Here is a 13699-nt window from a genome sequence, read left to right on the forward strand (position 1 = left end):
CCGACGCAGCCCCGCCAAGATCCGCCGGACAGGGCCTAGTCGTCGCGCGCGCTCTGCAGGCGGCGGCAGTACCAGAGGCCGAACAGGCCCAGGCCCGAGCCGGCCAGCGCGCACCACGGCCACCAGTCGCGGCCGTCGTCGGTGAGCGAGTCGCGCATGAACCAGGCGACCACGAACAGCGCGAACCAGATCACGCTGCCGACGGCGACGAGCTTGATGATGTCGCCTTCGAGCGGGGGCGGGGCAGGCCGCATGCCGGTGTCCGCGGTGGGCGGCTCCCGGTCGGCGGGCGGCGCGGGCTCGTCGGCGGCATGGGTGACGGCGGCGAACTCGGCGGTTCCCCCGCCCAGGGCCGGGTCGGTCGCCGGGTCGTAGGCGCTCGCGCCGTACTCGGGCGTGGCGTGGCTCCCGGAGTCGTACGCGTCGGGCTCGAAGGCCGGTACGGCGGCCTGGTGGCCGCCGGAGCCGTAGGCCGCCTCGGGGGCCGTGTAGTCGGTCTGCGGGTAGTCGGCGTAGTTCGCGGCGGCGTACTCGCCGGAGGTCGCGCCGTACTCGCCCGAGGTCGCCGCGTACTCCCCGGAGCCGTAGTCCGCAGAGCCGTAATCCGCAGAGCCAAAGTCCCCAGAGCCATAGTCCGCGGTGCCGTGATCCGTCGCCGGGTAGGGCTCGTTCCCGTGTGCCGCGTATTCGCCGCTGCCGGAGGCGCCCGCGTCGAACGTGTCGTCGACCGGATCCGGCGTCGCGGCCGAATCCGTCCGCGCCACGCCCGTGTCGTCCGGATCCGGCGAGGTGCGCCGTCGTTTCCCGCTCCCGTGCCTGCTCACGAAAACAAGGCTACTTGGCGGCCCGCACGGGGCCCGCGCGTGCCCCGACGCACAACCGGAGAGACCGGTTCCCGTTTCGGCTGTGGTCTCTGGCACCCTTTTGGGGTCTCCCGGCACGCGTCCCCCTCGTGCCGTGTGCGTGTCTTGACTACCCGTTCCCACGCTCCGAGGATTCGCATGCCCCGCCAGGCCCCCGCCGTGACCGTCCCCGAGGTCCCCGCCACGCGGAGGAGCGGCCTCGACCGCTTCTTCAAGATCTCCGAGCGCGGCTCGTCGCCGCTGCGCGAGATACGCGGCGGGCTCGCCACGTTCTTCGCGATGGCCTACATCATCGTGCTGAACCCGATCGTCCTCGGCAGTGCGACCGACAAGTTCGGCAACCACCTGTCCCAGCCGCAGCTGGTCACCGCGACCGTGCTGGTCGCCGCCGTGATGACCATCCTGATGGGCCTGATCGGCAATATGCCGCTCGCGCTGGCCGCCGGGCTCGGGATCAACGCGATGGTCGCGTTCCAGATCGCGCCGCAGACGACCTGGGACGAGGCGATGGGCCTGGTCGTACTGGAGGGCGTCGGCCTGCTGATCCTGGCCGCCACCGGGTTGCGCGAGGCGATCATGAACGCCATCCCGCTGGTGCTCAAGCAGGCGATCGGGGTCGGCATCGGCCTGTTCGTCACCCTGGTCGGCCTGGTCAGCGCGGGCATCGTGACGCGTGTGCCGGACAAGGTGAACTCCACCGTCCCGGTCGCGCTCGGTGCGGGCGGCACGCTCAAGGGCTGGCCGGCGGTGATCTTCTGCTTCGGGCTGCTGCTCACGTTCGTGCTGGTGGTACGGAAGGTGCCGGGCGCGATCCTGATCGGGATGGTCGCCTCGACGGTGCTCGCGGTGATCGTGCACAACGCCGCCGGCCTGGACAAGGCGGCGTGGGGGCTGACCGCGCCCGAGGCGAACGGTGTGGTGGACACGCCGGACTTCGGGCTGATCGGCGACGTCGACCTGTTCGGCGCCTTCGGCCGGGTCGGCTTCATCACCGCGTCGTTGCTGATCTTCACCCTGCTGCTGTCCAACTTCTTCGACGGCATGGGCACGATCATCGGGGTCAGCCGCGAGGCCGGGCTGCTCGACGAGCAGGGCAAGGTGCCGGGCCTGGGCCGGATCCTGACCGTCGAGTCGGTCGGCGCGATCGCGGGCGGCGGTGCCTCCGCGTCGTCCAACACGGTCTTCGTGGAATCCACCGCCGGGGTCGGCGAGGGCGCCCGGACCGGACTCGCCAACCTGGTCACCGGCGGCCTGTTCGCGCTCGCGCTGCTGTTCACCCCGCTGGCCAAGTTGGTGCCCGCGCAGGCCGCGACACCGGCGCTCGTGGTGGTCGGCGCGCTGATGATGACCCAGATCAAGCACATCGAGTGGGACGACCCGACGGTCGCCGCCCCGGCGTTCGTGACGATCGCGCTGATGCCGTTCACGTACAGCATCACCACCGGGATCGGTGCCGGCTTCATCCTGTACGTGGTGCTGCGCACGGCGGTCGGCAAGGCCCGGGAGATCCCGCTGCTCCTGTGGATCGTCTCCGCCCTGTTCGTGATCCACTTCGCCATCGACCCGATCGAACAGGCCCTCGGCGTCAAGTAACCGGATGGCCGGGCGGCCACCCCACCCCCGCCCGGCCACCCGCATGGCGCGGATGGCCCCGGACACCCGTGCCCCGCCCGCAGCGCCGCCCGACACCCGCCCTGCCCGTCTCGGGTTTGTCCTCTCCGGGTGGGTTCGCCCCCTCCCTGGGGCAGCCGTCGTGTACCGGCGGAATATCCCGGACGGGGAACGCATTGGAAGTTAGCGAGAGTAAAGAGTTAAGCTAAAAAACGTGTCCCCGTCCGAACCCGACCGTGCCACGGTGGCAGCCCTCCGTGCCTCGGTGCTGAAACTCTCTCGTCGCCTGCGCAACCAGCGGGCCGACGAGACGCTGAGCCCCACACAGCTCTCGGTGTTGACCGTGCTCGTCGTGCGCGGCGCCATGACTCCGGGCGAACTCGCCCGGCAGGAGAAGGTGCAGCCGCCGTCGATGACCCGGGTGATCGCCGGCCTGGAGGAGCGTGGCCTGGTTCGGCGCGAGCCGCACCCCGACGACCGCAGGCAGGTCGTGGTCTCCGCGACCGAGCCCGCCGCCGCCGTGGTGGAGGAGAACCGTCGACTGGGCAACGCCTGGCTGGCGGAACACCTGGCGCGGCTCACGCCGGAGGAGAACGAGGCGTTGCGCGCGGCCCTGCCGGTGCTGGAGAAGCTGGCGCAGGCGTAAGCGAGGCTCGGCGCGCCCCGCGTCGCGGTCGGTTCGGTTCAGGGACGGATGCACATCCGGCCTCGGCCGATCCGTACGACGAAGGGGGAGCCCGTGGCGGCGACAGCCGGCACTTTTCAATCACTACGAAACCGCAACTTCAGACTGTTCGCCGCTGGCCAGACCGTGTCGAACACCGGCACGTGGATGCAGCGCATCGCGCAGGACTGGCTGGTGTTGCAGCTCACCGGCAGTACCACCGCGCTGGGCGTGACCACGGGCCTGCAATTCCTGCCCATGCTGCTGTTCGGCCTGTGGGGCGGGGTGATCGCCGACCGCTACCGCAAGCGTGTGTTGCTGATCGGTACGCAGACCGTGATGGGCCTGCTCGCCGCCGTGATGGCCGTCCTGGTGCTCAGCGGCGCGGTCGAGGTCTGGCACGTATGGCTGCTGGCCTTCGGCCTGGGCCTGGCCACCGCCGTGGACAACCCGGCCCGGCAGTCCTTCGTGATCGAGATGGTCGGGCGCAAGGACCTGGCCAACGCGGTCAGTCTGAACTCGGCCAACTTCCAGCTCGCCCGCATCGTCGGCCCCGCCGTCGGCGGTCTGCTGATCACCGCGATCGGCACCGGCTGGGTCTTCGCGCTCAACGCGGTGTCCTACATCGCGGTCCTGCTCGGCCTGGTGGCCATGCGCGAGGCGGAGCTGCGCACGATGCCCGTGGTGGCGCGCGAGAAGGGCCAGCTGCGGGAGGGGCTGCGCTATGTGCGCGGTCGGCCCGATCTGCTGGTGGCGATCGCGCTGGTCGGGTTCATCGGCACCTTCGGCTACAACTTCGCGGTCACCCTGGCGGGGTTCTCCAACAACGTCTTCCACGCCGGGCCCGGTTCGTTCGGGCTGCTCAACACGGTGTTCGCGGTCGGCTCGCTGGCGGGTGCGCTGCTCGCGGCCAAGCGCGGGCACACCCGGTTGCGGGTACTGGTCGCCGCGGCCGTCGTGTTCGGCCTGCTGGAGTCGGTCGCCGCGTTCATGCCGGGCTACTGGAGCTTCGCGCTGCTGCTCGTGCCGATCGGGATCGCCGGTCTGACGTTCAACACGGCGGCGAACTCGACCGTGCAGTTGGGCAGTGATCCGGCGATGCGTGGTCGGGTGATGGGCATCTACATGCTCGTCTTCATGGGCGGTACCCCCCTGGGCGGCCCGCTGATCGGCTGGCTCGCGGAGAGCTTCGGTCCGCGCGTCGGGTTGTTCGTGGGCGGGCTGATCTCGCTGATCGCGGCGCTCACGGTCGGTGTGCTGCTGGCCCGGCACAGTGGGATCCGGCTGCGCCCGCGTGCGATGGTGCGCGCGATGCGCCCGGCCGCCGCCGCGACCACGCCGGCCATCGCTGCGGAGAGCGCTGCGCCCACCGCCTCTCCAGCCGTTTCCGCGACTCCCGCCGGCGCCGGCGTCACGGCGACACGGTCGGGGTTCGGTAATCCTGCGGTCAAGATCTGACACAGCGTCAGCACATCTGTGCGACACACCTTTTCTTGACGTGGGATTCACGCTCTGGGGTGACGCAGGCCATCGACACGTCACCCGAACCGCTGGAATCCTTGACGAATGGACTACGTGCGGTTCCAGCACCTGTTCCAGGCGGAGGGCCTCCGCCTGGGCCAGGCGGCCGTCACGGACATGGACGCGCCGGTACCGTCCTGTCCCGGTTGGACGGTCGCCGACGTCGTACGACATTCCGTGCTCATGTACACCGACGCCACCGGGCAACTGCGCTCGGACGGCCGTCCGGAGGGCCGCCCGCAGCCGGGCGGCCCGAGCGACAAGGGGGATCTGCTCGACACCTACACCCGGGCGCACGCCGCGCTCGTGGCGGAAATGGCCAGGCGGGACCCGCTCGACCCGGTCGAGGCGGACCTGCCCGAGGCCGCCGTCCCGGAGGTCTTGGAGCGCGACGGGCCCGATCCGGGCACGGTCGGCTTCCTGGCCCGCCGGATGGCGCGCGAGGCGGCGGTACACCGGGCCGACATCGAGATGGCGGTCGGCACCCCGGGACCGCTGGACGCCCAGCAGGCACTGGACGGCATCGACGAGGTGCTGGGCGTACTGCTCCCGGCGCACTACGACGGGGGCGCGCGCGACGGCGCGAGCGGGCGCACCATCGGCGTACACAGCAACCGGCACCACTGGCGGCTGACCATGCAGCGCGGCGGCCTCACGATCTCCCGCGAGCCGGGCTTCTCCGACGCCGCGGTGACGGGCGAGCCCGCCGAACTGCTGCTCTACCTGTGGGGCCGGCGGCCCGGCACGGTCGTCTCGCGGACCGGCGACCGCACCGTGCTCGCGGCCTTCCGCCGCCGCCTGGCCGCCTCCATGGTCTGACCCGACGACTCGGGGCCGGCCCGCGGACCCGCCCGCGCGAGCGCCCGACCGGAATTCGGCCGGGCGTTCGCGCCGCGTAGGCTCTGATGCGTGAATCCCCGCACCCGAACCCGCGTCGTCACGGCCACCCTGGCCCTCCTGCTCATCGCCGTGATCATCGGCGCGTTGATGCGGTAGGGCGGTGCGTCGAGGGCTCGCGTGCCGCGACACGGCGACGCCGGTCCGGCTCGGCGGCGAGACCTGCCGTCAGTGCGGGTTCCCGGCCGCGCGAGCCGCGTGTACCCGGTCGGCGGCGATCCGGACCAGCGCCGCGTTGCCCGGGACCCGGCGGCCGTCCGGGTCGAGCAGGGTGTCCTCCAGCCCGATCCGGGTGTCCAGGCCGGCCGCGATCGCCGCGTCCAGGGCCGGCCACGCGGACGCGTCGGCGCCGTGCAGCAGACGCGGCACCGCGACCTCGTACCGATCCAGGACCGCCAGAATCCGACCGGCCTCGGCCGCCGCGTCCCCCGGTTCGCCGCCCTCGACCTCGACCAGGATCCGCGTGCACACCGCGGCCAACTCCCGCTCGACCAGCAACTCCGCGTCGGCCTCGGTCCACACCCCCGCCTCGACCCCGACCCCCAGGTGCGCCAGCGTGTACGCGAGTTCGACCGAGCCCTCCTCGGAGAGATTGACCGAGGCCAGGTCGGGCAGCACGGTCCAGGAGCGCACCGACGCCAGCCGGGAGGCCGCGTCCGCCTCGATCCACGCACCGGTGCTCACCCCGATCGGCACACCGGGCGCCGCGCCTCGGATCGCCCGGACCACCGAGGCCAGCACGTCCGGCGCCAGACTCTCGCGACCCCGGCGATCACGTGGATGCACATGCACGATGGATGCCCCCGCGGCCACCGCGGCTCGACTGTCCGCGGCGATCTGTGCCGGGGTCAGCGGTAGCGCCGGGTGCTCCTCGGGGCGCCGCGTTCCGTTCAGACAGGCCTTGATCAGTGTCATGGAAGACTCCCGATGCCGACGCCCACGAGCTCCCATCCCATCCCCGATCCACGGCAAACCGCAATGGATTCGGCCGACCTGTCGCAAAATGACCGGAGGAGTCGAACGGGAGCCCGGACCGGGCCGGCAGGCTGGACCCATGACACGGCGGTACGCGTGAAACGCGTGAAACGAGGCCGGTTGCGCGTCCTGGGCGCGCTACCGGCGGCCCTGGCCCTGGTGGTGGCGCTGCCCGCGGCGGCGACGGCCGATTCCGACGTGGCGTTCACGATCAAGGACGAGCGCATCGGCGAATCCAGCGGCCTGGTGGCGAGCGCGCAACATCCCGACGTCTATTGGACGCACAACGACAGCGGGGACTCGCCCAGGATCTACGCGATCGGCAAGGACGGTGCCACCAAGGCCACCATCACGCTGTCGGGCGTGGACGCGCGGGACTGGGAAGCGATCACGATCGGCAAGGACGACGCGGGCAATCCGGCCCTGTTCGTCGGCGACATCGGCGACAACTTCCACGGCAAATGGCCCGAGGTGTGGATCTACCGCTTCGCCGAACCCGCGACGCTGGCCGACGCGACGGTCAAACCGACCAAGTTCCGGGTGAAGTACGACAACGGGCCGCGCGACGCCGAGGCGATGCTGATCGATCCGAGGACGAACAAGCTCTACATCGCGAGCAAGGAGTCCGACGGTGGGCTCTACGAGCAGCCGGAGCAGTTGTCCACCACCGGGATCAACACGTTCCGGCGAATAGCCGCCGGCGACTCGACGGTGACCGACGGCGCGTTCGCGCCCGACGGGTCGCGGTTCGTGCTGCGCGGCTACTTCTCCGCCACCGTGTTCTCCGCGCCGGGCAAGCAGGTGGGCCCGGTCAGCGTGCCGCTCCAGCGCCAGGGCGAGTCGGTGGCGTGGAGCCCGGACGGCCGAACCCTGCTGTTCGGCAGCGAGGGCAAGGGCAGCCAGGTGCGCCGGGTCGAGCTCAAGGGCGACAACCGGCCGGACTCGGTACGCAACGCGCCGGGCGGCGGGGCGAAGTCGGACGCGAAGTCGGACTCGGCGGGCAGCGCGGCCGGCAGTGACAAGAGCGACGGCGATTCCGCCGCCGACAAGACCAAGGCGTATGGGCCGGGGCTTCTGGCGGTGGCGGGTCTGGTGTTGCTGTTCTTCGCGTATCGCCGACTCGGTGGGCGGCGGAACCGGGACTGAGCGCCGGACGGCCGCCGCCTCGGACCCCCGATGAGGGTCCGAGGCGGCGGCCGTCCGTTCACGCGTTGTCGGCGTGGATCAGAGCCGTTCGGTCCCGGTCAGAGTTGCCCGGTCCGAGTCAGAGCTGCCGATCCGGGTCAGAGCTGTTCGATCACGAAGTCGATGCACGCGGTCAGCGCCTCGACGTCGGCCGGCTCGACCGCCGGGAACATCGCCACGCGCAGCTGGTTGCGGCCCAGCTTGCGGTAGGGCTCGGTGTCCACGATGCCGTTGGCGCGCAGCACCTTGGCCACCGCGGCGGCGTCGACCGAGTCGGCGAAGTCGATCGTGCCGACGACCTGCGAGCGGGCCGCGGGGTCGGCCACGAACGGGCTCGCGTACGCGGACTTCTCGGCCCACGCGTACAGCCGGCCCGACGAGTCGGCGGTGCGTGCGACGGCCCAGTCCAGGCCGCCCTGCCCGTTGATCCAGTCGAGCTGGTCGGCGAGCAGGAACAGGGTGCTCAGCGCCGGCGTGTTGTAGGTCTGGTCCTTGACCGAGTTGTCGATCGCGGTGGCCAGGTCGAAGAACGGCGGGATATAGCGGTCGGAGCCGGCGATCCGACCGGCCCGCTCCAGCGCGGCCGGCGAGAACGCGGCCAGCCACAGACCGCCGTCGGCGGCGAAGTTCTTCTGCGGCGCGAAGTAGTACACGTCGGTCTCGGCCGCGTCCACCGGCAGCCCGCCCGCGGCCGAGGTCGCGTCGACCAGAACCAGCGAACCCGCGTCGGCGCCCGCCGGCCGGGCGATCGGCATGGCGACACCGGTCGAGGTCTCGTTGTGGGTCAGGGCGTACACGTCGACGCCCGCCTCGGCCCGCGGCAGCGGGTGGGTGCCCGGCTCGGACTTGATCACGGTGGGCTCGTCCAGCCACGGCGCGGCCTTGACCGACCCGGCGAACTTCGAGGAGAACTCGCCGAACGACAGGTGCTGCGACTTGCGGTCGACGAGGCCGAACGCGGCGATGTCCCAGAAGGCGGTGGCACCGCCGTTGCCCAGGATCACCTCGTAGCCCTCGGGGAGGGAGAACAGGCTGCCGACACCTTCGCGGACCCGGCGGACCAGGTTCTTCACCGGCGCCTGCCGGTGGGAGGTGCCCAGGAGGGAGGTACCGGTCGCCGCGAGGGCGGCGAGCGCCTCCGGACGTACCTTGGACGGGCCCGAACCGAACCGGCCGTCGGCGGGCATGAGCGCTGCGGGAATCTGGATCTCGGCCACGCCAAGAGCGTAGTCGTGTCCGTTTCGTGAGTGATCTGTATTCCGCACAATGAGACGAATGTGGCCGACATTCGGCCGGCGGCGGTCTCGACGGGTGGACGGCGCGGGGTGTGGCGCGCCGTTTCGGCGGGGGTCGCGCGCCCTGGCCGGGGCCGGTTCGGGTGAGGATGGCGGGGTGACGACACAGCTCGGGGATCTCGAAGAGGCGTTGCGGGCGCGGGTGCGCGGGGAGGTGCGGTTCGATCCGCAGGCCCGGGCGCTGTACTCGATGGACGCCTCCAACCACCGCCACGTGCCGCCGGGCGTGGTCGCCCCGCTGGACGCGGACGACGTGGTCGCCGCGCTGGCGGTGTGCCACGAACTCGGGGCGCCGGTGACGGTACGCGGCGGCGGCACCAGCATCGCCGGGCAGGCCACGGGCAATGGCGTGGTGCTCGACCTCGCGCGGCACCTGAACCGGATCCACGCGGTCGACCCGACGACGCGGATCGCGCACGTCGAGCCCGGCGTGGTGCTGGACGACCTGCGCCGGGCGGCGGGCCGACACGGGCTGACCTTCGGCCCGGACCCCTCCACGCACAGCCGCTGCACCCTCGGCGGCATGATCGGCAACGACGCGTGCGGGTCGCACTCGGTCGCGTGGGGCCGGACGAGCGCCAACGTCGAATGGCTGGACATCGCGACGGTGGACGGCACCCGGATGCGGGTTGGGCGGGGCGAGCCGGTGCCGACCACGGGGCGGGCGGCGGAGATCCACGCGGCTGCGATCGCGCTGGCCGACGCCAACCTGGCGCTGATCCGGCGGGGCTTCTCGGCGCTGCCGCGCCGGGTCTCCGGCTACCCGCTGGATCGGCTGCTGCCGGAGCACGGGCGCGACCTGGCCCGGGCGCTGGTCGGTACAGAGGGGACCTGCGCGGTCGTGCTCGGGGCGGGCGTGCGCCTGGTCGAGGCGCCGAAGGCGCGTGTGTTGGCCGTGCTCGGGTATGCCGACGACTTCGCGGCGGCCGACGCGGCGCCGATGCTGTTGCGGTACGGGCCGCTGACGGTGGAGAGCCTGAGCGCGGGTCTGGTCGCGCTCGCGTCCTCCGCGCGGGGGGTGGCGCTGCCGCCGGGCGCGGCCTGGTTGTTCGTCGAGGTGGGCGGGGACACGGTCGCCGAGGCGGCCGGGAAGGCGCGCGAGTTGGCCGGCGGCGGGCCGTCGCTCGTGGTCACCGATCCGGCCGGGCAGCGGGCACTGTGGCGGATCCGAGAGGAGGCGTCGGGCACCGCGACGCGGATGGCGGACGGCTCCGAGGCGTGGCCGGGATGGGAGGACACGGCGGTGCCGCCGGAGCGACTGGGCGCGTATCTGCGGGAGTTGGCCGAGCTGATGCGGCGGCACGGGCTGCGCGGATTGCCGTATGGGCACTTCGGCGAGGGCTGTGTACACATCCGGATCGACTTCGACCTGCTCACCACGCGCGGGGTCGCCGCGTATCGGGCCTTCGCCGGCGACCTGGCCGATCTGGTGGTCGCGCACGGGGGTTCGTTGTCCGGGGAGCACGGGGACGGGCAGGCCCGGGCGGAGTTCCTGCCCCGGATGTACGGGCCGGAGATCGTCGAACTGTTCGGCCGGTTCAAGGCGATCTGGGATCCGGCGGGGCTGTTGAATCCGGGCGTCCTGGTTCGTCCACACCCTGTGGACGGCGATCTGCGGTTCACCGGGATGCGTACTGCGGTGTCGGTGGAGTTCGGCTATCCGGCCGACGGCGGCGACTTCGCGGCGGCGGTGCGGCGCTGTGTGGGCGTGGGCAAGTGCCGCGAGTCGGCGGAGAACGCGTCGGGCGGGGTGATGTGTCCGTCGTTCCGGGTTACCGGCGAGGAGGCGCATTCGACGCGCGGCCGGGCCCGGTTGTTGCACGAGATGTTGATCGGCGAGGTGATCACCGACGGCTGGCGGTCCACCGAGGTGCGCGACGCGCTCGACCTGTGCCTGTCCTGTAAGGGCTGCCGCAGCGACTGTCCGGTGGATGTGGACATGGCCACGTACAAGGCCGAGTTCCTGCACCACCACTACCGGGGCCGGGTGCGGCCGGCGGCACACTACGCGCTGGGCAACCTGCCGCTGTGGGCGCGGGCGGTGGGGGCGGTGCCGGGGCTCGCGGGCGCGGTGAACGCGGTGACGGGGGTGCCGGCGGTGCGGCGGGTGGCGTTGGGGGCGGCCGGGCTGGACCGGAGTCGGGAGATTCCGCCGTTCGCCGCCGTGCCGTTCACCCGGTGGTGGCGCGATCGGCCTCGGGTGGTGGGGAGTTCGCGGCCTCGGGTGGTGTTGTGGCCGGACACGTTCACCAATCGCTTCAGGCCTTCCGTGGGGCGCGCGGCGGTCGAGGTGCTGGAGGCGGCCGGGCTGGAGGTGGTGGTGCCGCCGGGGTCGGTGTGCTGCGGGCTGACGTGGGTGTCGACCGGGCAACTGGGCGTGGCGAGACGGGTGATGGCCCGCACGATGCGCACGCTGCGGCCGGCTCTGGACGCCGGCCTGCCGATCGTCGGCCTGGAACCGTCCTGCGCGGCGGCGTTGCGGACGGATGTCCCGGAACTGCTCGGCGCGGAGGCCGCCGCGGGGTTGGCCGAGTCGGTGCGGACCTTCGCCCAGGCGCTGGAGGAGTACGCCCCGAACTGGTCGCCGCCGGCGGTGAACCGCGAGGTGACGGGCCAACTCCACTGCCACCAGCACGCGGTATTGGGCGACGCCGCCGACCGCCGCCTCCGCACCCGAGCCGGCCTGACCGGCGACCTGGCGGGCGGCTGCTGCGGCCTGGCCGGCAACTTCGGCTACGAGGCGGCCCACGGCGACCTGTCGAGAGCGGTGGCAGCCGACCGCCTGGTGCCGGCGCTGTCGGCGGCCACCCCGGAAGCCCTCACACTGGCCGACGGCTTCAGCTGCCACACCCAGATCACCCACGTAAGCAACCGCCGACCGCAACACTTGGCGGAGGTCTTGGCCGAGGCCCTGCGCCCGGGCGCAGGGGCGCGCGGGGCCTGACGCGGCGCCGCGAACGGCCCGGGCGGCGGGGCACACGGGGCCGGGGGGTGAGGCCATGCGGTTGGGCGGCAGGGCGCGGTCGAGCGGCGGGGCGCGAGAGACCCAGGCGTGATGGGGTGTTACGGCGGGGCGGCGGCCGGGTGCGCCGTTCGGCCTCGTCCGTGTCGAAGGGTTGGGGTGGGGTCTTGCAACAGGTGGTCTCGGCGTCGATCAGGTATTTCGTCGTGTGTCAGGACTGCGCGGCGCAAGCGGAGTGGTGGGGCGTCCAGGCATTGGTGGACGATTCGCTCCGCTGGGATGTCGAATGCCGGTGCACGACGTGCGGATTCGCGGTGGCGACATGCGATGGCGATCTGCCCGCCCACCTGCGGAATCGGCTGCTCTCCGAGCACGGAAAGGCAACGTTGCGGGTGATCCCGAGCGCGCGGAGGGCCAAGCTCATGCAGGTGCTGCGCGCCGAACTGAACCTCGACCTCACGGACGTCCGAGCCGCCCTGGACCGGGTACTGACCGGCACCCACTCGGGCACCCTCCCCGAGGTCGAGCACCTGGCCCGCCGACTCCGAGCATCGGGCATCGACGCCACCGCCCTGCCTCCCACAGCCGCCTGACCCTGACGCTCGGCACACACGTCGCTCGGATTCCGCCGGATGAGCGGCGGGACGGGTCTGTGCCACGCCGGGCTCCGGGAGCCGACGCGCGCCGTGACCGGTGACCGGTGGCCGGGCTGCCGTGGGCCGAGGTGGCTGTGGGCGCATTGGCAGGCGAACCAATGCGTGAGAGCCGGCCAAGGCGCGCACCCGACGAGTACCGATCCCGAGCGGTCGGAGACGGGACAAGATCACGCGTCACCGCGCTTCTCCGCCTGACGAAGCCGCCACCACTCCTCGTGATCCCACTCCCGCGCGGCTCGCACATGCCAGGCTCGCCGAACGGCCCGTGCACGCCGCTCGGCGGGTGTGACGTCGTCGCCGGTGCGATCCGGCGCGGATCGCGTGGAGGCGTCACCGGTCGGGCGGTTCGTCGTGTCATCCATCCGATCACCCTCCCCGACGGCACCGGTGGCCGTCAGCGGTTTCCGATCATCGTGAACGGCCGTGCCAGTCCCCGTGGTTCGAGGTCGAAGCGGCACCACACGGCCTTGCCGCCCGTCCCGACCGGGCCCCACGACACCAGATCCGAGACCGCCTCCACCATCCGCAACCCCCGCAACGACCCGCCGAGCCGCTCCGGCGCCGCCGCCGACGGCTCCATCACCCACCGCCGTCGCACCACCGGCGGCCGAGGATCGTCGTCCCGAACCTCGATCGCCACCGCCCGCTTCGGCCAAAACGACAACCGCACCGTGAACGACCGCCGCATCCACCCCACCTGCCGATCCGGCACCCCCGCGTGCACGATCGCATTCGTCGCCAACTCCGAAGCGCACAACATCGCATCGTCGGTCAACTCCAGCGGATTCCAATCCGCCATAGCCGCCCACGTCAACGCCCGCACCTGTCGCATCGCCTCCGGATGCGCCTCCCAAGCCCGCTGCCGAACCCAGACCGGCACCCACCCCGGCCCCCGAAGCACAGCCCCCAACCACCGCTCCCCAGGACTGAGCAGCCCGTCAGCCTCCAACCACGCCTGCTCCGGAGCTTTGTCCGACTTTTCCCGCTCAGCCGACTCCCGCTTGATCACATGTCGAATTCGTGTCTGTCCCGCCTGTGTTCCGGCCATGGAGCGAGCATGGCCGGCCCGG

11 protein-coding genes are annotated in these 13699 nt (G+C 71.9%); 7 read left to right on the forward strand and 4 right to left on the reverse strand.

Annotation, left to right across the window (positions count from 1 at the left end; translation table 11 throughout):
• Positions 1–35: 35 nt before the first annotated feature.
• The gene (locus ACH4XV_RS27035) at positions 36–824 is read right to left on the reverse strand and encodes a hypothetical protein (RefSeq protein ID WP_395794101.1); all 789 of its coding nucleotides are present in this window, start codon (positions 822–824) and stop codon (positions 36–38) included.
• A 177-nt stretch (positions 825–1001) separates the two neighbouring features.
• On the opposite strand from ACH4XV_RS27035, the gene ACH4XV_RS27040 reads away from it, so the two are divergent.
• The 4 genes from ACH4XV_RS27040 to ACH4XV_RS27055 all read left to right on the forward strand — a co-directional run bounded on the left by ACH4XV_RS27040 (position 1002) and on the right by ACH4XV_RS27055 (position 5478).
• A complete protein-coding gene (locus ACH4XV_RS27040; RefSeq protein WP_395794103.1) occupies positions 1002–2456 on the forward strand; it encodes an NCS2 family permease in 1455 nt (484 codons plus the stop codon).
• A gap of 262 nt (positions 2457–2718) precedes the next feature.
• Complete coding sequence (locus ACH4XV_RS27045; protein ID WP_235618661.1) at positions 2719–3120, forward strand: MarR family winged helix-turn-helix transcriptional regulator; 402 nt, start codon at positions 2719–2721, stop codon at positions 3118–3120.
• Between the two features lie 48 nt (positions 3121–3168).
• Positions 3169–4596 (forward strand): MFS transporter, encoded by a 1428-nt coding sequence (locus tag ACH4XV_RS27050; protein WP_395794106.1) that lies wholly within the window; start codon positions 3169–3171, stop codon positions 4594–4596.
• A 108-nt stretch (positions 4597–4704) separates the two neighbouring features.
• A complete protein-coding gene (locus ACH4XV_RS27055; RefSeq protein ID WP_395794108.1) occupies positions 4705–5478 on the forward strand; it encodes a maleylpyruvate isomerase family mycothiol-dependent enzyme in 774 nt (257 codons plus the stop codon).
• 246 nt (positions 5479–5724) lie between these two features.
• On the opposite strand, the gene ACH4XV_RS27060 is transcribed toward ACH4XV_RS27055, so the two are convergent.
• On the reverse strand, positions 5725–6471 hold the full coding sequence (locus ACH4XV_RS27060; protein ID WP_395794110.1) for a 3-keto-5-aminohexanoate cleavage protein: 747 nt from the start codon (positions 6469–6471) through the stop codon (positions 5725–5727).
• Between the two features lie 156 nt (positions 6472–6627).
• Between ACH4XV_RS27060 and ACH4XV_RS27065 the strand changes: the two genes are divergently transcribed.
• Positions 6628–7677: a hypothetical protein gene (locus ACH4XV_RS27065; RefSeq protein WP_395794112.1), complete on the forward strand. Its 1050-nt coding sequence runs from the start codon at positions 6628–6630 to the stop codon at positions 7675–7677.
• 137 nt (positions 7678–7814) lie between these two features.
• Here ACH4XV_RS27065 and serC read toward each other — a convergent pair whose 3' ends face one another.
• Positions 7815–8933 (reverse strand): phosphoserine transaminase, encoded by a 1119-nt coding sequence (gene serC, locus ACH4XV_RS27070; RefSeq protein ID WP_395794114.1) that lies wholly within the window; start codon positions 8931–8933, stop codon positions 7815–7817.
• Positions 8934–9108: 175 nt separating this feature from the next.
• Here serC and ACH4XV_RS27075 point away from each other — a divergent pair, with 175 nt between their 5' ends.
• Together ACH4XV_RS27075 and ACH4XV_RS27080 are read left to right on the forward strand one after the other, a co-directional pair.
• Positions 9109–11955, forward strand: coding sequence for an FAD-binding and (Fe-S)-binding domain-containing protein (locus ACH4XV_RS27075; protein ID WP_395794116.1), 2847 nt, complete (start codon positions 9109–9111; stop codon positions 11953–11955).
• A gap of 332 nt (positions 11956–12287) precedes the next feature.
• Positions 12288–12566 (forward strand): hypothetical protein, encoded by a 279-nt coding sequence (locus tag ACH4XV_RS27080; RefSeq protein WP_395794118.1) that lies wholly within the window; start codon positions 12288–12290, stop codon positions 12564–12566.
• A 457-nt stretch (positions 12567–13023) separates the two neighbouring features.
• Here the strand turns inward: ACH4XV_RS27080 and ACH4XV_RS27085 are convergent, their stop codons facing one another.
• Positions 13024–13677, reverse strand: a complete 654-nt coding sequence (locus tag ACH4XV_RS27085; protein WP_395794120.1) for an ATP-binding protein — start codon at positions 13675–13677, stop codon at positions 13024–13026.
• Between the last annotated feature and the right edge of the window lie 22 nt (positions 13678–13699).

The sequence above is a fragment of the Embleya sp. NPDC020630 genome, from assembly GCF_044334985.1.
In the GTDB taxonomy this organism is placed as follows: domain Bacteria; phylum Actinomycetota; class Actinomycetes; order Streptomycetales; family Streptomycetaceae; genus Embleya.

Excerpts from the sequence above, each read along its gene's own strand:
- ACH4XV_RS27085 (WP_395794120.1), bottom strand. The coding sequence starts at position 13,677 with ATGGCCGGAACACAGGCGGGACAGACACGAATTCGACATGTGATCAAG.
- ACH4XV_RS27060 (WP_395794110.1), bottom strand. The coding sequence starts at position 6,471 with ATGACACTGATCAAGGCCTGTCTGAACGGAACGCGGCGCCCCGAGGAG.
- ACH4XV_RS27050 (WP_395794106.1), top strand. The coding sequence starts at position 3,169 with ATGCACATCCGGCCTCGGCCGATCCGTACGACGAAGGGGGAGCCCGTG.
- ACH4XV_RS27055 (WP_395794108.1), top strand. The coding sequence starts at position 4,705 with ATGGACTACGTGCGGTTCCAGCACCTGTTCCAGGCGGAGGGCCTCCGC.
- ACH4XV_RS27040 (WP_395794103.1), top strand. The coding sequence starts at position 1,002 with ATGCCCCGCCAGGCCCCCGCCGTGACCGTCCCCGAGGTCCCCGCCACG.